Raw genomic sequence first — 18,690 nt, forward strand, 5'->3', positions numbered from 1 at the left:
AGGGGATCAGGCCAGACGGGCTTCGACCTGCTCGCACAGGTAATGGTAGAGGCAGATATGGACCTGCTGGATCAGCGGGGTGGAGCGCGACGGCACGTCCAGCAGGATGTCGCTCAGGGCCGCCATCTTGCCGCCGCCTTCGCCGGTCATGGCGATGGTGGTCATGCCCAGGCGCTTCGCCACCTCGAAGGCGGCGATGACGTTGCGCGAATTGCCGCTGGTGGAGATGCCCAGCAGGACGCCGCCCGGCTCGCCATAGGCTTCGGTCTGGCGGGCGAAGACGCTGTCGTAGGAATAATCGTTGCTCCAGGCGGTCAGGACGGCCGCGTTGGAGCTGAGGCAGATCGCCTTCAGCCCGCGCCGCTCCTTCAGGAAGCGGCCGACCAGTTCGCCGGTGATGTGCTGCGCGTCGGATGCCGAGCCGCCGTTGCCGCAGACCAGCAGCGCCTTGTTGGCGCCGAGCGCCGCCGTGACCGCCGCGACCGCCGCCTCGACCCTCGCCGGGTCCAGGCTGTCCATGGTGCGCCGCAGGACGTCGATGGCGGCGGTGAGGCAGCCGTGCAGCGAGGGGGCGGAGATGTCCTGTGAGTCCATGGGTTGGATACCTTTGCGTGACCGATGGTGCGCTTCGGCAGCGAGGGGGGCGGTGGGACGGTATCGGCACGGAACCGGGGCATGGTCCATGCCCGCGCCCTGTGCAGCGGGCAGTGCATCCTATGGAACGCGGGGGGCTGTCAACTGCAAGCCGCGCAATGACGGCTTTCCCATACCGTCCGGAACGCTTATTTTCGGTCCTGTGTCCCGGCGGCGGGACGAAAATGGCAAGGGTGGCCAATGACGACGCGGACGGTCCGGCTGGGCCCCCTCAGCGTGAAGATGTATTGCGCAATCGGCATGATCGCCGTGTCCTGGGCCCAGCTCGAGGACATGGTGTCGCTGTGCATCTCCCGGCTGCTCGGCGCCGATCACACCGAATTCCTTCCCATCGCCTCCAACATGCAGGTCAAGGCCCGTTTCGACTCGCTGAAGGCCATCGCCGGCCTGCGCCTGCCCGCCGACGAAGCCAAGGCCCTGGTGTCCCGTTGCGACGAGGCGCTGGAGCTTGGGCGCGAGCGCAACAAGATCCTGCACGGTTCCTGGATCCAGGGCGAGACGGACGACGTCGCCATCCGCCTGAACTACCGCGCCCACGGCCGCATCTCGGCCGATGCCCCGGTCATCTCCGCCCGTGAGATCGCCGAGATCAGCGACCGCATCACCATGCTGACCGAAGGCTTCGCCCAGACCCTCCAGCGTCTTGGCCTGTTCGACCCCAGGAACCCGATGCGGAACCCGGCGCGCGGCTCCGCAACCGAGACGGCCAAGCCGCCGGAAGCGGCGGACTGAAGAGGGGATGGGGGAGGAGCGGGGGCAGCGCGCCGCCCCCCTTGCGGCCTCCTACAGCCACACCTTGAACGGCACCAGCCCGCGGTTGCCTTCCTCGGGATGGACCAGCAGGCGGGGGGAGGGGTTCAGGGCGGCGGCGGTGGCGGCGAAGGCTCCCGTGCTGATCGCCAGGATGTCGGCCCGCGTCATCACGTGGAAATCCTGCAGATACTCCAGCCCCTCCCAGCGGACGGGGAAGTCGGCCGGGGTCACCGGGTCGAAGCGGGCGAACTCGGGCACGACGCTCGGCTCGTCGGTGGCGACGAACAGCACCGGATCCTCCAGCGTCGGCCACAGCCCGTCCAGCCAGTCCAGATAGAGCGACAGCGGCGTGTAGTCCCGGTTCCACCAGTCGGTCTGGCGGATGTGCACGGCGACCAGCGTCCGTCCGCGGCGGCGCAGCGCCTCCACCGGCGGCTCCAGGAAGCGGTCCCAGCAGGGGCGCGGGGTCAGCCAGGACAGGATGTCGGCCCGCCGCTCCGTCAGCATCGGGTTGACCGGCGAGCCGCCCAGGAACAGGTCGCGGTCGCGGAAGGGGTCGGCCACCCGGTCGTCGAAACCGCGGGCGAAGTCCTTGCGCTGTTGCAGCCAGCCCTGGAATTCCGGCAGCACCGACGGGTCCAGCCGCGGATCGTCGAGGGAGAAGAAGGCATGCCCGACCCAGTCGGGGGTCAGGAACTCCATCCCGTATTTCTCGGCATAGAGGCGGACGGCGACATACTCGTTCACCGTCTGGGCGAAGCGCCCGTAGGAGCCGAGCGAGGCCATGGTCAGCCGGGGGCGGTCGCGCCGCACCTCCCGCCGCCGGTTCCATCCCCCCTCCTCCCCCGGCGGCAGCGAGCGGTCGAAGCGCATCAGCGAATAGGCGATGTATGAGGGCGAATAATTGCCCTTCAACGCGACCGAGCGCTTCAGCAGCTCGTAGGCGCCATCGGCATCGCCCCTGGCCCGGCGCACGTCGGCCAGCCCGGCCATCGCCTCGGCATGGTCGGAGGCTCCCTGGAGGACACAGTCGAACGCCACTTCCGCCCGGTCGAGATGCCCGCACTGCAACAGCGCAAGCCCCAGGTGATGGAGGATGTCGACCGACCCCTGATTGCGGCGCAACGCCTCCACCAGGATTGCCACCGCGCGGGCCGGCTCCCGGTTCTTGTGGGCGGCTATGCCCTGGACCAGCAGGGCATGGGCGTTGCCGGGATCGGCGGCCAGGATGCGGCCGCAGATGTCCATGCTGATGTCGAGCCAGCCCGAATTGCAATAGTCGAGCGCCTGCTTGACGGCATCGGGGACAGTCTTCCGCTGCCCCGGCAGGGTTTCGATTTCGATGGAAACGGCGGTTTCGCTGGCGGCAACCATGAAAGGGTACCCAGAAAGGATGGGGCGGAGTCGCGTTGAATTGCACCTGCGCCGGCCGGAGGGTCAAGCTGCCTTGTTGCAAGGCTCAGGAATTTCACCGATCTTCCTGCGCTTTCCGGCTCCATCGATCCGGATGCCCGATCTTCCCTGCCCCGGTTCCAGAACAGCGCCCGTGCCATGACCACGCTCCATGACCTCCTGACCAGGGCCGTCGGCCTGCACCAGGCCGGTGAAACCGACCGGGCGATCACGCTCTACCGCAGCATCCTGGCGGTCGATCCGGCCCAGGCGGATGCGCTCCATCTGCTTGGACTGCTGGACCGTCACACCGCCCCCCTGCACGGGGCGATGCTGGTGGCCCGCGCCCTGCGGCTGGTGCCGGTCCATTCCGGCGCCCTGTTCAACCAGGCCAACTCCCTGGTGCAGATGGGCCGGCTGGACGCGGCCATGGCGCATTTCCGCCGCAAGCTGGAGGTGGAGCCGGACTGCGTTATGACGCTGTCGCACCTGGGACGGGATGCGCTTGCCCGCGGGCGGATCGATGAGGCCGAACGGCTGCTGCGCCGTGCCGCCGCGCTGGAGACCGGGGACCATGCCGCCGAGCGGCTGCGCCATGCCCTCCAGCGCTGCGTCACCGCCCGCACGATCCGTGACGATGCCGCCGACCCGTCCCTGCCGCCCGGGCTGGTGGTGCGCGGGGTCTTCCGCGACAGCAGCGGCTATGCCTACGTCGTCCGCCGCTTCGTCCAGGAACTGGTGGCGGCCGGGATCCGGGTCCGGCTGGTCGATCTGAATTATGGCGGCGCCGACAATCTGCCGGACAGCCAGATCGACCCGCTTCTGCTCTCGCTCGACCGGCCGGTGCGGGCCAAGGCGGTCGTCACCGTCACCACCCCGCCGGCGGTGGAGAGTGTTCCGGGGCTGAAGACCATCAATTTCAGCATGTTCGAGGCGGTCGACATCCCGCCGCTGTGGGCGGGCCACAGCCGGCGCCACGACCATGTCGTCGTCGCCACCGAATCCTCGCGGACGGCTTGGCTGCGCGCCGGCCATCCGCAGGACCGCATCCACATCTGCCCCGCCGGGGTGGAGACGAACGCCGCCCCAGGGGACGTCTCCCCCGCCGTCATCGCCGACAATCTGGGCCGCCGGCTGGCCGACTATCCGGTGCGCATCCTCAATGTCTCCGATTTCAACGACCGCAAGAATCTGGACGGGATCCTGCGGGTCTGGCTGCGCACGACGCGGAAGGAGGATCCGGCCGCCCTGCTGCTGAAGCCCGGCAAGGCCGCCGGGGTCTCCGGCGGCATTCGCGCTCTTCTGGCCAAGGTGTCGGCGCAGACCGGCCGGACGCCGGACCAGGCGGCGCCGGTGTTCCTGGTGGAAGGCAAGCTGTCGGATACGGAGATGACGTCGCTCCACGCCGCCTCCACCCATTACTGGAGCATGTCGCACGGCGAGGGCTGGGATCTGCCGATGGCCCAGGCCGGAGCGATGGGGCTGACCCTGCTGGCCCCCGACCACAGCGCCTACCACGCCTATCTCGACGCGCAGGTGGCGCACATGATCCCCAGCGCCGTCACCCCCGGCATCGGCGCCTATGCCAGCCAGAGCTGGTGGAGCCCCGACGAGGGCGAAGCCGCCCGGCTGCTGCGCGCGGTCATCGACGACCCCGCCGGCACCCGCCGGTCGGCGCAGGCCCATCTGCTGGAGCATTTCAGCTGGCAGGCCGCGACCCGCCGGCTGATCGCCCTTCTGCGGGAGCTGGACGCGCTGTGACCAGCCTCGCCGCTCCCCGCCTGCCGAACCCGGTCACGCTGTTCTGCTGCCTGGCTCCGCCCGACTATTACCGCCGGCCGCTGTTCTCGGAGCGCGAGGTGTTCTGCGGGCCCGACTGCCCGACGGTGGAGACGGGCGACGGCTTCGCCTCGCTGAACACCCCGCCCGGCGAGTTCGATCTGCCGGCCATCGTCGCCTGCCTGCCGGCGCACCAGCGTCCGGAGCTGATCGTGGTGAAGGCCGACGCCACCCGGCGCAACCTTCCCCGCGGGCTGGACCGGCTGCCGGGGACCAAGGTGCTGCTGGTCGGCGACAGCCACCATTTCACCAGCCCGCTGCGCACGCTGCTGGCCTATGGCGCGATGGAGAATTTCGACGCGGTGGTGCTCGACCACACCCGCCAGCATGCCCATGCCTTCCTGGAGGCGGGGTTCGACCGCGTCTATTGGATCCCGGCGGTGGACTATGCGCTGCGCCGGCGCGACATTCCCGCGGTCCCCGACCGTCCGCTCACCTTCGTCGGCCAGATCGGCGCCTTCCATCCCTGGCGGCGTCATGTGCTGGACCGGCTGGTGGAGGCCGGGCTGCCGCTGGTGGGCATGCAGGCGGCGCCGGAGATGGCAGCCGACATCTATGCCGGTTCGCAGATCACGCTGAACGTCTCGCTGAACGGCGACCTCAACCTGCGCGTCTTCGAGGCGCTGGGCGCCGGCGGCTTCCTCATCACCGACGCCCTGTCGGACGATGCCGGGCTGGAGCGCTGCTTCGCTCCCGGCCGCCATCTCGCGACATACCGCTCGCCGGACGAGCTGGTGGAGCTGGTGCGCCATTACCTCGACCATCCGGATCAGGCGATGGCGATCCGCCGGGCCGGGCAGGCGCATCTGTTGGAATTCCACAGCCCGCAGGTCAAGCGCGCCCAGTTCCACGCCGCAGTGTTCGACGACCGCGTCGATCCGGCGCTGGAGGTCCGCGGGGAGCGGCGCGGGCTGTCCGCCCTGCCGGTCCGGGGCGCCGGCTTCCGCTGCCGCCTCGCCGCCTACGAGGCGTTGCAGCGGTTGCAGCTGACCGCGTCGCGGCTGACCGTCCATGCCGCCGAAGGGGACGGCTTCGCCGCCGACCTGCGCCTCATGGTCCGCGACCTGCCGCGGGTGGCCTTCGCCGCGCCGGCCGACGCGGCCAATCCCGATCCGGCCCGCCCGGTTGCCCTGCCGCTGCCCCCCTCCGCCGCCCGCGTGCGGGATGAGGCGGTGGCGCTGCTGCCCTGGCCAGGCCGCCAGACCGACAGGGCCCAAACCGACAGGACCGAGACCGACCGCCGGATGGTCCGGCTGCCCGGCGCCTCCATCCTCTGTCCCACCGCCTCGGCGCGGGACCATGCCGAGGCCTCCGCCTATCTGGCCGGCTGGGGCTTCGCGCCGGCCGACGCCGGTTCCGGCGGAGCGGGCGGCATCCTGTTCCAGTGCGCCGACGTGCTGCGCTATGCCGGACGCTCGCTGTCCGATCCGGATCTGGCGGCGGAACTGGTGCCGGAGGTGAGGCGCGCGCGCCTCGCGGCGCTGGAGCCGATGTTGCAGACCCCCGACCAGATGGTCGGCGTCGCCCAACTGGCCGCCCGCTTCCGCGACAACGATCTGGCCGAGCGCTTCCTGCTGAAAGCCGTCGGGCTGGACCGCGGGCAGACGGATGCGCTCGCCGGGCTGGCCCGCCTGTGCGTGGCGGGCGGACGCCCGGTGGAGGCGTCGATCTATCTGGCCGAGGCCCGGCGCGCCGCCGGCCTTGCCGGGACGGCCGACCCCGCCCCCGACCTGGACGCCGGCGCGCTTGCCGCCGCGGCCGGCGGCCATCCGGGGCTGGAGCGCTATGGCGCGCTGTTCCGGCAGGCGACGGCCCCCTCCACCGGGCGTCCGCGCCGCATCCTGGTGGTCACCAACCTGTTCCCGCCGCAGGAGTTCGGCGGCTATGGCCGCAAGCTTTGGGAATTCTCGGCCGAGCTGATCCGCCGCGGCCATGCGGTGAAGGTGCTGACCGCCGATATCCCCGAGCTTGCCCGGCCGGGCATCGCCGGCACCGAGGACATCGAGGCGCAGGTCGACCGGTCGCTGACCCTCTACGGCACTTGGAAGTCCGGACGGGCCTTCATCCACGACGACCCGGCCCACTGTTCGGCCCTGATCCGCGCCAACATCCGCCGCGTGCTGGAGACCGCCCGCGACTTCGGCGCCGACGCCTGTCTGGTCGGCAACCTCGACATGCTGGCGACCGAGTTTCTCGACCCGCTGACCCGGGAGATGGGGGTTCCGGTGCTGCATTGCCTGGGCAACCAGCATCCCGGCTACGCGCCGGAGGCGGCACCCCGCTCCCCCCTCTACCGCGCCGGGCCCGCCAGCGGCTGGGTGGCGGAGCGGCTGGCCGCCGGCGGCTACGGCCTGTCCGCCACGGTGATCCACCCCGGCGCCCGCGTCGATTACTTCCACCGCGCGGCGATGCCCTCGATCGACCGGCTGTGCATCGCCTTCGCCAGCCTGTTCGTCAACTACAAGGGACCGCAGACGCTGATCAACGCGCTTGCGATCCTGCATCGCGAGGGCATCGACTTCGACTGCACCTTCGCCGGGGAGGCGCCGGACGCCGACCTCGCCGCCCGCTGCCGCGACTTCGTGGAGCGCCACGGCATGACCGGCAAGGTGCGCTTCACCGGCTTCCTCGACCGCCGCGGCCTGTCCGGCCTGTTCGCCCGCTGCAACGTCCTGGTCTTCCCAAGCGTCTTCCAGGAGCCCTTCGGCATCTCGCAGGTGGAGGCGATGGCCGCCGGCCTGACCGTGGTCGGCAGCGGCACCGGCGGCAGCGGCGAGGTGCTGCGCGACGGCGTGGACGGCCTGCTGTTTCCCGCCGAGGACCATGAGGCGCTTGCCGGCCGCCTGCGCAGCCTGGTCAAGGATCGCGCGGCCTGGCAGCGCATGGCCCTGTCCGGCCGCGACCGCGCCCGCGACTTCACCGTCGCCCGGTCCGTCGACCGCATCGAAGCGGTGTTCGATGAGCTGATCGGAATGAAAAGCGATCTATAAGGTTGTTGATAAGGAATATTTCTGATAATATCGGTGCGATTATTGCCAAGAGATCTATTTGTTTTCGGATGGAGTGAAGATGACGAATGTTCTAGTCACTTGCTGCAACTCCGAATATTACTCATCGTGTCTTCTGTTGATCAGTACTGTCCATGGAGTGAGCGATTCGACCGTTGACAAGATTCTTGTCTATAATCTCGGTCTTTCGGGCGAAGAGGTCGCTTTCCTGGAAAAGTGCCATAAGGTCCAGGTCGTGGAATTCCCGGCCTGGGTGTCCGACATATACCCCGGATTCCTCACCCCCAAGCAGTATGCCTGGAAGACCTTCGTCATCAAGGATGCGGCATCTTACGGGCATAACATCTTTTATCTGGATTCCGGGGCGATGTTGCTAAGGGACATCAAGGACATCTACGAGAAGATCGAAAATAATCACATTTTCGTCGTCGGCGGTTGGGGGCAAAACAAGACCTGGACCCATGATCTCTGCTTGAAGATCATGGGGGCATCCGAGAAGGAAAAGGATGCCACTCAGATATCCGCAGGAATCCAGGGTTACAAATCCAATGGCCGGTTCCAGCGTTACGTGGATGAGGGGTTTCTTTACGCCTGCATCAAGAGTGCGATTTTTGGCGATCACAAGAACCATCGCCATGACCAGAGCATCTATTCCGTCCTGGCCAGCCGTTACGGCATAGACTCCGAGGACATAGGCATCTACGGCGAGTTGCAAGGCATTCTAAGGCCCGATCAGGCCATCTATGTCCACAGACGCGCTTTCCCGGTTTCCAAAATTCAGATCAAGGCGAAGAGTCGGGAATGATCTGTCGGCTCACTCCCGAGGCCCGGCGGTGAGAAAAAAGGTCCGGGATAACCGCCCCTTTCGATAGGAGAATGAAAGGCTGTAGAGTGGCCGTGCCGCAGTCCGCGGTGCGGTTTTCCTCCCGGTCATGACACTCACCCTCTCCGACCTGCCCGACGCCCCAGGCGGCACGATGCCCGCCTGCTCCTGCCTGTTGTGCAGCGCTGCCGGTTGGAGCGCTCCCGCCATCGCCGCAGCGCCGGATTTGCAGGGAGCGTCGCAGGGCATGCTCCCGCAGGCTGCCGCCTCATCCACCGTCTCGGCCCTGCTGGCGTCGGGGACGCCGCGCTGGGGCAGCGGCGGCGTCGGCAGCGGGGCAACCGTCACCTACAGCTTCATGGAGCAGCTGCCGTCCTACGCCACCGTCTCGGACGGGACAGGCTTCGCGCCGATGTCCGCCACGCAGCGCGACGCGGTGCGCCAGGCCTTCGCCGCCTGGAGCGCCGTCGCCAACATCTTCTTCGTCGAGACCTCCGACAGCGCCAACAGCGGGCAGGGCGGGTCGATCCGCCTCGGCACCAACCGGCAAAGCTCCAGCGCCGCCTATGCCTATTATCCGACCGGCTCGCTCTATGACGGCGGCGGCGACGTCTACCTGTCCAACAGCAGCGCCACCAACACCAGCCCGACGCCGGGAACCTACGGCTACCTGACCATCCTGCACGAGATCGGGCATGCCATCGGACTGAAGCATCCCGGCAACTACAACGCCACCGGCGGCGGGGGCGAGCCGCCCTACCTGTCCTCGAGCGAGGACAATTACCGCTACACCATCATGTCCTACAACAGGCACCCCAGCCTGGGACTGAACGGGCTGGCGACGGGGCCCGCGCTGTACGACATTGCGGCGGCCCAGTATCTCTACGGCGCCAACGCCAACACCCGCATCGGCGACGACCGCTATGCCTTCGGCAGCAACACGGCCGCGGTCAGCCAGTCCATCTGGGATGCCGGCGGCACCGACACCATCGATGCCAGCGGCCAGGCCTCGGCGGTCAGCATCGACCTGACCCCCGGCGCCTTCAGCTCCATCGGCCCCAACGGCTCGGGCGGGCTGGCGGTGGGCAATGTGTCGATCGCCACCGGCGTCACCATCGAGAACGCCATCGGCGGCAGCGGCAACGACATCCTGATCGGCAACAGCGCCAACAACCTGCTGGTTGGCGGGGCCGGCGACGACACGCTGACCGGCGGGACCGGCGACGACACGCTGCAGGGCGGCGGCGGAACCGACACCGCGGTCTACAACGGCAGCCGCTCCTCCTACACCATCACCGTCACCTCCGACGGGGCCACCATTTCCGGCGGCGGCGAGGGCACCGACACGCTGACCGACGTCGAATTCGCCCTGTTCGCCGACACCCGCATCAGCCTGCTGCCTCCGGCGGTCACCGCCAGGGCCGGCCGGGTTTCCATCGGCTCCTCCGTCGGCATCGCCAGCCTGATCACGGCGACCGATCCGGCCGGCGGCCTCGTCACCCAGTATGAGCTGGTCGACAACACCAACGGTGCCGGCTCCATCATGGTCGGCGGGGTGGCCCAGGCGACCGGCACGGTGGTGCCGCTGACCGCGGCGGCCTTCTCCGGCGTCACCTTCGCCGCCTCCACCCTGACCGGCGTCGACGAGCTGTCGGTGCGCGCCTACAACGGCGTGGCGTGGAGCCGCTGGATCGGCTTCACCATCGCCTCGCGCCCGGCCAACCGGCCGCCGGCCGTCCAGGGCGACAAGACCCTGACCGCCCTGGAGGCCGGGCCGGCCATCGCGCTCGGCATCGACCGGCCGAGCGACCCGGACGAAGGCGACAGCATGACGGTGACGCTGGTCCGCCTGCCGTCCGCCGGCACGCTCCGGCTCGCCAACGGCACCGCCGTCACCGGCGGTATGACGCTGGGCACGGCCGATCTGGCCGGCCTGACCTATCAGGCGCCAACCGGCACCCCGGCATCGCCGGGGACCTTCGCCTACACCGTCACCGACAGCCAGGGGGCCGTCAGCGGCCAGACCGTGACCCTGCGGGTGACCACGCTGGCCGAGACGATGGCCGGCTTCGACCCGCTGGTTTATCTCGCCTCCAACCCCGACCTTGCCGCCGTCTTCGGCACCGACACCGCGGCGGCGCGTGCGCATTACCTGTCCGCCGGCCGGGCGGAGGGGCGGGCGACCCGGTCCTTCGATCCGCTCTCCTACCTCGCCGCCAATCCCGATCTGGTGGCAGCCTTCGGCTACGACCTCGCTGCGGCGAGCCGGCATTATCTGACCCTGGGCCGCCGCGAAGGGCGGTCGGCCGGCAGCTTCGACCCGCTGGCCTATCTGGCGGCCAATCCCGACCTCGCCGCCGCCTTCGGCACCGACGCGACGGCGGCCACCCGCCATTACCTGTCCAGCGGCCAGCGGGAGGAGCGCAGCACCCGGTTCGACGGCTACGGCTATCTGGTGTCGAACCCGGATCTGGCGACGGCCTTCGGGCTGGACCCGGCGGCGGCGGCCCGCCATTACGTGACCTCCGGCCGGGCCGAGGGGCGCGGCATCACCTTCGACAGCCTGGCCTATCTGGCGGCCAATCCCGACCTCGCCGCCGCGTTCGGCACCGACACCGCGCGGGCGGCGGGCCATTACCTGTCCAGCGGTCGGCGGGAGGGGCGCAGCACAAGTTTCGACGCGCTTTCCTATCTGGCGGCCAACCGCGACATCGCCGCCGCAATCGGCAACGATCCGGTGCGGGCGGAGGAGCATTACATCCGCTATGGCCGGCTGGAGAACCGCAGCACCAGCTTCAACGCCCATGACTATCTGCTGGCCAATCCGGACCTGTTGAGCGTCTTTTCGGGCAGCGAACAGCAGGTGAAGCTCTATGTCGTGCTCTACGGCAACACACCGCGGCGCGACGCCGCCGGCTTCGACGCGCTGAGCTATCTGGCCGCCAACCCGGATCTGGCAGCAACCTTCGGCACCGACACCGCCGCCGCCACCGCCCATTACCAGTCCATCGGCCAGGCGGCCGGGCGCCCGACCCGGTTCAACGCGCTTGCCTATCTGATGGCCAACCCCGACCTCCAGCGCGCCTTCGGCAGCGACCAGCAGCAGGCGCTGGTCCACTTCATCCAGTATGGCCGCAACGAGACGCGCCCCAACCCGATCGGCTATGTCCGCCCGGCCGCGGCCGGCTTCGCCGCGTCGGACGACGGGATGCTGGCGGCGGGGCTGGGGTGATCCGGGCAGCCCCGAGACGGCGAATCTCCTTTGGCCCGGTCAGAATCCCGTCTCGCGGATCAGCACCGACGCGGCCATGCGCCAGAAGCGTTCGGCGATGCTGCGGGCCTCGCCCGCCACGCGGACGATGCCGCGGGTGACGCGCTCCGGCCCGTCCTGTGCGACGGCTGCGCCCGGCCCGCCATTCGCCGGCCCGGCCTTTACCGGCTCAACGTCCAGGGTGATGCGGTAGACCGCCTCCACCGGGGCGAGCGCGCTGCGGGTGGAGCCGCCATGGGGCTGCTGGCCCGGCTGGGGGCCCGCCTGTCCCTCGACCGCCACCGGCCCGCCATTGACCGAGGCGAGTGCCGGCACGTCCAGAACCGACACGGCGACCGGATCGACCGCGCGCACCGTCGCCGCGCGCCGGGGGGCCAGCGGATCGTCGGGGTGGAACTGCGCCTCCGCTCCCGGGCTCAGCCGGTCGAAATCGCCTTCGCCGACATAGCCGACCAGCTCGCCGCTGCCCGGCGCCACCACCGTCGCCAGCGGCAGCTTCGGGCCGATCCAGCGGCCGGGGATCAGCGCATCCTCCATGTCGCGCACGACGCCCGACAGGGGGGAGCGCACCACCAGCCGGTCGCGGCTGTCGAGAATGCCTTGCCGCTCGGCCAGGGCGGCGGCCAGATCCTCCTCCATCGCCCGCACGCGGTCGAGCTGCTCGCGGCTGGCGGTCATGCGGGCGATCTGCTCCTGCATCCAGTCGATGCGCAGCTCGGCCTGCCGCAGCTTGCCCTCCAGGTCGGGGGCGGTCAGGCGGAACAGCGGTTCGCCCTCCACCACGCTCTGGCCGCGGGCGACCAGCGTCTCCTCCAGCCGGGCGGGGAAGGGGGCGTAGACGGTGGCGAATCCCGACGCCCGCCAGACCACCGGCACCGACACGGTGGCGGTCACCGGCAGCAGGGTCAGCCCGGCCGCCGCCGCCAGCCCGGCCAGCGTCAGCCCGGTGCGCAGGTTCACATGGAAACGGTCGCGCAGAGACCACCAGGCCTTGGCCTCGGTCAGGAAGGGGCGCGCGACGAACCAGCCGATCTCGATGGCGAACAACAGGATCCCCAGAACCTTGATGGCGACGTGGTAGACCAGCAGAGCGATGCCGAGGAACAGCACCAGCCGATAAACCCAGGTGACGTAGGAATAGGCCAGCAGGATGCGCCGCCGTCCCGCCGGCATCTCCTCCGGCGGAGCCATGCCGAGGCCGAACAGCCATTCCCGCAGCTTCCAGCGCGCCATGGCGAAGGCGCGCTCCTGCAGGTTGGGCACATCCAGCGCGTCGGACAGCAGGTAATAGCCGTCGAAGCGCATGAAGGGGCTGAGATTGATCGCCAGCGTGGTGACCCAGCTGACCGTCGCCAGGAAATAGGCGGCGCTGCGCAGCGGCCCGTCCGGCAGGAAGCTCCAGGCCAGCGTGGCGAAGACGGCGATCGTCAGCTCGGTGGCCATGCCGGCGGCCCCCACCGCCAACCGCTGCCGGCGCGACACCAGCCTCCAGGCGTCGGTGGTGTCGGTGTAGAGCACCGGCCACATCACCAGGAAGGCCACCCCCATGGTCGGCACCCTGCAGCCGAAGCGCTTGGCGGTGTAGGCATGGCCAAGCTCGTGGCAGATCTTGGTGCCCAGCAGGGTGACGCCGTAGAGCGCCAGCCCTTCGGGCGAGAAGAAATGCTGGAAGGTGTGCAGGAAGGCATCCCACTGCCGCGCCACCAGCAGCCCGGCCAGGAGCGCGGTCAGCAGCACCACGGCCATCCAGGCCCGGCTGTAGAGCGGCGCCACCAGCCCCACCGTCGCCGACAGGAAGCGGTCCGGCCGCACCAGCGGGATGCGGAAGAACAGGTAATTGTGGATCAGCCACCAGAACCAGCCGGTGTGCCGCGCCGCCGCCTGACGCGCCAGAAAGGCGGTGTCGGCAGCGACGGTCAGGTTGTTGGCCGCCAGGAATTGGTAGAATCCGATGACGTCCTCGACCGTCGGCTCGAACAGGCTCTGCTCCGCCACCGCCGCGGCGATGGCCCGCGGGTTGGCATGGTGCCAGTGGGCGATCAGCGCGAAGCCTTCCGGCCCGATGCGGAAATAGCGGTTGCGCACCGGGTCGTGGACGGTCCAGCCCGGCGCCCCGTCCTGTCCCGCCGGCGCCGGCAGCAGGGCCAGATCGTCGCGCAACCCCGGCAGCCGCAGCGACGCCAGCGGATCGGCCGGGGCGGTGTCGACGGTGGGGGAAGCGGCGGGAGTGCCGGTCGGAGTGCCGGTCGGAGTGCCGGTCGGAGTGAGGGCGATGGACACGGAAGTCCTCGGGGTTGCCTTCGGGGCTGCTTCTGGAGCAGCGCCTCAGATGCCCAGCGACTGGCGCAGCAGGGCCAGCGGGCGGCGGAACAGGTAAAGCGCCAGCGGCACGCGGTCGCCCAGGATCTTGGCGGTGCCGCGCAGGCCGATGCGGGGCGGGGCCTCTCCCGCGTCCAGCGCCGCCTTGACCCGGTAGGACAGCACGCCGGCGGCCGACAGGCCGGCTTCGTAGCTGGCATGGGTCAGCCGCGCCCGCAGCGGGTGGAGCGGATCGACGTTGAGGAACAGCTCCACCGGGGAACCCGGCTCCAGCACCAGGGCGTCGCCGACCGGCACCATGATGTCGATCTCCGGCGCCTGCGGGTCGGCCAGGGTCAGCACGCGCTCGCCCACCGAAACCGGTTTGCCCAGCCAGTCGTTGACGTCGGTGAAGACGGCGATGCCGGCACGCTCGGCCTTCACCGTCACCCGGTCCAGCAGGTCGCGGGCAAGCGCCATCTCGGCGCGGCGCAACTCCACCTGGGCGCGGAGCTGGGCGACTCGCGCCTTAGTCTGCGGGTCGGCGAAGGCGGCCTGCGAGGCGGTCAGCAGCTCGGCCTCCGCCTGGGTCAGTCCCTTGCGCGCCACCTCGAAGCGGCTGCGCAGGACGGTGGACTCGAAGCTGAACAGGGGCTGGCCGGCCGCGACCGGCTGGTTCGGCTGCACATGGAAGCGGTCGATCACGCCGTCCAGCGGAGCGGCGACGATCACCGGGTTGCTGGTCTGGATCTCGGCCGGGGCCAGGGTCGACATCGGCACCGGGATGGCGAGCGCGCCGCCGACGGCCAGCAGCACCAGCAGCGGCAGCAGGGCCCGGCGCAGCCCGTGCCGTTTCGCCCGCTTGCCCGACAGCGCCCACCAGGCATGGCCGTAGCCTTCGGCCAGATGGCTCAGCAGCAGGATTTCGCCGTCGGTCCAGGGCTCGTCGCGGCCGAGCCACAGGCCGGCCAGCGGCAGCGCGGCCTTGGTCCGGCTTTCCGCCGCGGCGCCGGGCGCTGCTCCCTCGGAGGCGCCCCGGGGCGCCTCCCGCGGGGTTTCCGGCTTGCGCAGCGGGCACCACAGCACCTGCGCCGGTCCCCATTCACCCCAGGCGCTGCGCACGGAGGCGGGCAGGGTGGCGGGGTCGACGACATGGACGCTGTTGGCGTCATCCCTGGTGGCGACGGCGCGCACCGCCTCCTCCAGCCATTGGGCGAAGGGGGCGTTCGGTTCCAGCACCGCGATGTTGGACACCGCCTCCAGCGTCGCCCGTCCGCGCTCGCCCACCGCCAGGAAGGCCGCCTGACGATAGGCGATCAGCCGGCGGGTCTGGTTGACGATGTGATAGCGCAGCTCCGGCGCCGTTGCCTGCCGCCAGGCCTGCCGCTGCAATTCCAGCAGCATCAGCAGGCTGTTGACGGGTTGCGCACTTCCCTGCACCGCCCCTTGCGGCGCCCCCTGGGGCAGGGCGGGCTGCTGGGGCGGGGTCTGAGGTGAAGTCTGGGCCATGGCGGCGCTCATGGCTTCGCGGTTCCGGCCTTGGAGGCGCTTCCCTGGTTTCCAGCCCCCTGACTTCCGGTTGGCAGCGAAGACACCGCCGGTTCGGGGAAGATGGCGGTGCCGCTCATGCCGGCGATCATGCCGGACGGAACGCCCTCGCCGGTCAGCTTAGCTGTGACCTTCACCGACTGGCTGGCCGGATCGACCTTGGCGCCGGGCAGAACCACCTCGCCAGGCAGGGTGGCGCCGGTCTCGTCGACGCGCAGGTCGAAGCGCTGTCCCGGTTTCAGCCAGACCAGCCAGGAGGAGGGGACGATCAGCTCCACCTTCAGGTCGCGGTCGGACAGGATCTCCAGCAGCGGCGCGCCGGCGGCGACCGACTCATGCTCCTGGATGCGGCGTTCGACCACCCGGCCGTCGAAGGGCGCCTTGACGTCGCAGCGCCGGGCCTGCACCTCCGCCTTGCGGACGTCGGCGCGGGCGACCTGGGCCTTGGCCTCGGCCAGCTGCACCTCCGCCTCGCCGATGGAGCGCAGGCTGTTGAGGCGCCGGTTGACCCGCGCCGTCACCTCGGCCGCGTTCAGCTGGGCGCGGGCGCCGTCCAGCTCCGCCTGATAGCTGGAGCAGTCGAAACCGACCAGCAGCTCGCCGGCCTTGAAGCTCTGGCCGGCATCGACGCTCATGCGGGCGATGCGGCCGGGGATCTCGGAGGAGAGGACGGCGTGCCGCCGGGCCTCGATCAGGGCGCGCACCTGCCCCTGCGAAGCGTCCTGGGCCACCGCCGGGGTGGGGGCGAGGCCCCCACCCAGCAGCGCGATCAGGAGAGCGGCGCCGGCGGCAATGCCGGGCCGGGCACCGGAACAAATCACAGCGACGCGAGCCGATCGGCGGTCTGGCTGTCGGACTGCTGCTCTTGGGCCGAAAGGGTACGAACAGTGCATTCCCGCTGACTATCCTTCACACGATGGCAGAACCGTTCGGCCGCGGTGCGGTCGGCAAAGCCGCCTGCGCGCAGCTGGACGATGGTCTTGCCGTCCTGGCTGCGCCGGGTGGCGGCATACAGGGCGCCAACCCCGTTGCTCTCCGTTCCCAGGCGTTTGGCGATGATACCCCATTCCTGCTCGGCAAGCCTGTGGCTTGCGTAAGCCCCGAGATCAGCCTGGATAACGGGAGAGAAGGATGCCGTCGCAACCGGGGTGGCGGGAGCGGCGGCCGGTTGTGCCGTCGGAGCGGGAGCCGGAGCGGCGGCCTGAACCGGAGCGGGAGCCGGTGCCGGGGCAGGAGCGGGAGAGGATGCAGGCACCGGCGATGCGGAGGATGCCAGCACGAAGGGCGTGGCGGCCGGAGCCGGTTCGGCTGCAACGGAGGCCGGGGCGGGGGCCGGGGCGGGGGCCGGGGTGGGAACGGCAACCGGGGCGGCCGCGACCGGAACCGGCTTGTTGACCGGCTCCTGCTTCACCGCGTCCTGCTTGACCGGCTCCGGCTTGGGGGCATCCTTGGCAGCGGTCTTGGGCGCGGCCATCAGGTCCTTGACGCGGATCACGCCGTTGGCGCGCTCCTGCCAGGAGGACAGGCCCCGGCTCACCGCCTGGGTCAGGGTGGGCAGGTCATTGGCGGCCATCGTCTCGGGCAGCGGGTCGACGCCGGCCGACACCATCACGCGGGCATAGGCGTTGTGCAGGTCGGCCAGCACCAGATCGCGGCGCAGGTCGGACAGCAGTGCCGTCACCTCCGATTGGATCACGCCAAGCTCGCCGACCTGCCCGGCCTCGCCGACGTTGATGTATTGCGAGCGGATGCGGGTGTCGAGGTCGGCCTGCTCAGCGGTCAGGGCGAACTCCTGCTTCAGCTCGCGGTACTGCAGCACAGCCACATGCACCTGGCTCAGCACCGCCATGCTCAGCGCCTGACGGCGGAAGGCGATCAGCTCCTCCTGCGCCTCGGCATAGGATTTGGTGGCGGGGGCCGACACCAGATTGATCAGGTTCCAGCTGATCCGCGCGCCATAATCGGCCCAGCGCTGGTTCAGCAGGAAGCTGTTGCTGTCGTAGCGCAGGGCGGCGTTGACGTCGATGCCCGGCAGAAGCTTCAGCAGTGACCGCCAGGTCTCGTCGGCGGAGATGCGCTGGTTGTAACTCTCCTCCAGCAGCTCCGGCCGGTTCAGCAGGGCGTAGGTCTCCAGCGCTTCGGCGCCGACATCCAGCTTGGGCGGCGACTGCATGACGCTGGCCGCCGGCATCTCGATCTCGAACGGCTCACCCGGCGGCAGTCCCATCAGCGCGCCCAGCTGCGACTTCGACGCCACCAGCTCGCGGCGCAGCGACTGCAGCTGGCGCAGCGTCTCGACCAGGGTGCGGGTGTAATTCAGCGCCTGCAGCGGCGCCTGGACGCGCAGCGCCTCCAGCGTGCGGGCGTCGCGGCGCGCTCCTTCGACCCGCTTCTCCAGCGGCGCCAGACGCGTCAGCAGCCGCTCGGCGGCGACGGCGCGCCAATAGGCGGTGCGCACGTCCTGCATGATGCCCTGGACGACGCGGCGGCGGCGCTCGTCGGCGATCAGCACCAGATTGGCGTTCTGCCGCGCCCGCAGATAGCTGACGCCGAAGTCCAGCACGTTCCAGGTGAAGGCGAGGTCGCCGGTGCGGCGGTGCCTGTCGGTGGCGGTGGTGCTCTCGCCCGTCCGCCGGCCGGTGGCGAGGTTCAGGCTCTCCGACCCGGCGTCGTTGTTGCGCCCGACATAGCCGGCCGCCGCCACCACGCGCGGCAGCATGTCGTAGCGCGACAGGTCAAGCTGGTCGGTGGCGACCGCCACCTCCATCAGCTTCACGCGTTCGTCGAGGTTGTACTTGATGGCCCGCGCCATCGCCTCGTCCATCGAGACCGCCTTGGTCAGCGGCTCCTGCGGGGTCAGCACGACGCCCAGATCCGTGCGGACGCGCGCCAGATTCTCGTCGGCCGTCAGCGGCTCGGGTTTGACCGCGCAGCCCGCGGCCAGCAGGGATGCCGTCAGGACGGCGACGGGAACCACCGAAGAAAGCAAGCGGCGGCGGAGGTGAGCGGTCGAAGTCTTCATGGTGGGAGCAATTCCGTTCGGCGGAAAAGGATTGGACGAGGAAAAAGCGGCACGGGAAGGAGACGGAGGACGGGTGGAACCT

The 18,690-nt window shown here is 69.9% G+C and carries 11 protein-coding genes; 5 read left to right on the top strand and 6 right to left on the bottom strand.

Annotated features, from left to right (window positions below; translation table 11 throughout):
* Positions 1–6: 6 nt before the first annotated feature.
* Entirely contained in the window at positions 7–594 is a 588-nt protein-coding gene (locus ABNQ39_RS35730) for a D-sedoheptulose-7-phosphate isomerase (protein ID WP_376967267.1), read from the bottom strand.
* Positions 595–834: 240 nt separating this feature from the next.
* On the opposite strand from ABNQ39_RS35730, the gene ABNQ39_RS35735 reads away from it, so the two are divergent.
* Positions 835–1,386 carry a hypothetical protein gene (locus ABNQ39_RS35735; protein ID WP_376967269.1) on the top strand — a complete coding sequence of 184 codons (552 nt, stop codon included), beginning with the start codon at positions 835–837 and terminating at the stop codon, positions 1,384–1,386.
* Between the two features lie 51 nt (positions 1,387–1,437).
* On the opposite strand, the gene ABNQ39_RS35740 is transcribed toward ABNQ39_RS35735, so the two are convergent.
* On the bottom strand, positions 1,438–2,781 hold the full coding sequence (locus tag ABNQ39_RS35740) for a hypothetical protein (RefSeq protein ID WP_376967271.1): 1,344 nt from the start codon (positions 2,779–2,781) through the stop codon (positions 1,438–1,440).
* A 177-nt stretch (positions 2,782–2,958) separates the two neighbouring features.
* On the opposite strand from ABNQ39_RS35740, the gene ABNQ39_RS35745 reads away from it, so the two are divergent.
* The 4 genes from ABNQ39_RS35745 to ABNQ39_RS35760 all read left to right on the top strand — a co-directional run bounded on the left by ABNQ39_RS35745 (position 2,959) and on the right by ABNQ39_RS35760 (position 11,701).
* On the top strand, positions 2,959–4,560 hold the full coding sequence (locus ABNQ39_RS35745; RefSeq protein ID WP_376967273.1) for a glycosyltransferase: 1,602 nt from the start codon (positions 2,959–2,961) through the stop codon (positions 4,558–4,560).
* Positions 4,557–7,628, top strand: coding sequence for a glycosyltransferase family protein (locus tag ABNQ39_RS35750; RefSeq protein ID WP_376967275.1), 3,072 nt, complete (start codon positions 4,557–4,559; stop codon positions 7,626–7,628). The genes ABNQ39_RS35745 and ABNQ39_RS35750 overlap by 4 nt, the downstream gene beginning before the upstream one ends.
* A 157-nt stretch (positions 7,629–7,785) precedes the next feature.
* Positions 7,786–8,451, top strand: a complete 666-nt coding sequence (locus tag ABNQ39_RS35755; protein ID WP_376967277.1) for a hypothetical protein — start codon at positions 7,786–7,788, stop codon at positions 8,449–8,451.
* Between the two features lie 127 nt (positions 8,452–8,578).
* On the top strand, positions 8,579–11,701 hold the full coding sequence (locus ABNQ39_RS35760) for a M10 family metallopeptidase C-terminal domain-containing protein (RefSeq protein WP_376967279.1): 3,123 nt from the start codon (positions 8,579–8,581) through the stop codon (positions 11,699–11,701).
* Positions 11,702–11,740: 39 nt separating this feature from the next.
* On the opposite strand, the gene ABNQ39_RS35765 is transcribed toward ABNQ39_RS35760, so the two are convergent.
* From ABNQ39_RS35765 to ABNQ39_RS35780, 4 genes are read right to left on the bottom strand one after another with little or no spacing between them, the layout of a single operon-like run.
* The gene (locus tag ABNQ39_RS35765; protein WP_376967281.1) at positions 11,741–14,020 is read right to left on the bottom strand and encodes an HlyD family efflux transporter periplasmic adaptor subunit; all 2,280 of its coding nucleotides are present in this window, start codon (positions 14,018–14,020) and stop codon (positions 11,741–11,743) included.
* A gap of 45 nt (positions 14,021–14,065) precedes the next feature.
* On the bottom strand, positions 14,066–15,559 hold the full coding sequence (locus ABNQ39_RS35770) for an efflux RND transporter periplasmic adaptor subunit (RefSeq protein ID WP_376967283.1): 1,494 nt from the start codon (positions 15,557–15,559) through the stop codon (positions 14,066–14,068).
* Positions 15,556–16,407 carry an efflux RND transporter periplasmic adaptor subunit gene (locus tag ABNQ39_RS35775; protein ID WP_376967285.1) on the bottom strand — a complete coding sequence of 284 codons (852 nt, stop codon included), beginning with the start codon at positions 16,405–16,407 and terminating at the stop codon, positions 15,556–15,558. The genes ABNQ39_RS35770 and ABNQ39_RS35775 overlap by 4 nt, the downstream gene beginning before the upstream one ends.
* Positions 16,404–18,608 (bottom strand): TolC family protein, encoded by a 2,205-nt coding sequence (locus ABNQ39_RS35780; RefSeq protein ID WP_376967287.1) that lies wholly within the window; start codon positions 18,606–18,608, stop codon positions 16,404–16,406. Before ABNQ39_RS35780 ends, ABNQ39_RS35775 begins: the two co-directional genes overlap by 4 nt.
* Between the last annotated feature and the right edge of the window lie 82 nt (positions 18,609–18,690).

The sequence above is a fragment of the Azospirillum sp. A26 genome (genome assembly GCF_042604635.1).
Classification (GTDB): Bacteria; Pseudomonadota; Alphaproteobacteria; order Azospirillales; family Azospirillaceae; genus Azospirillum; species Azospirillum palustre.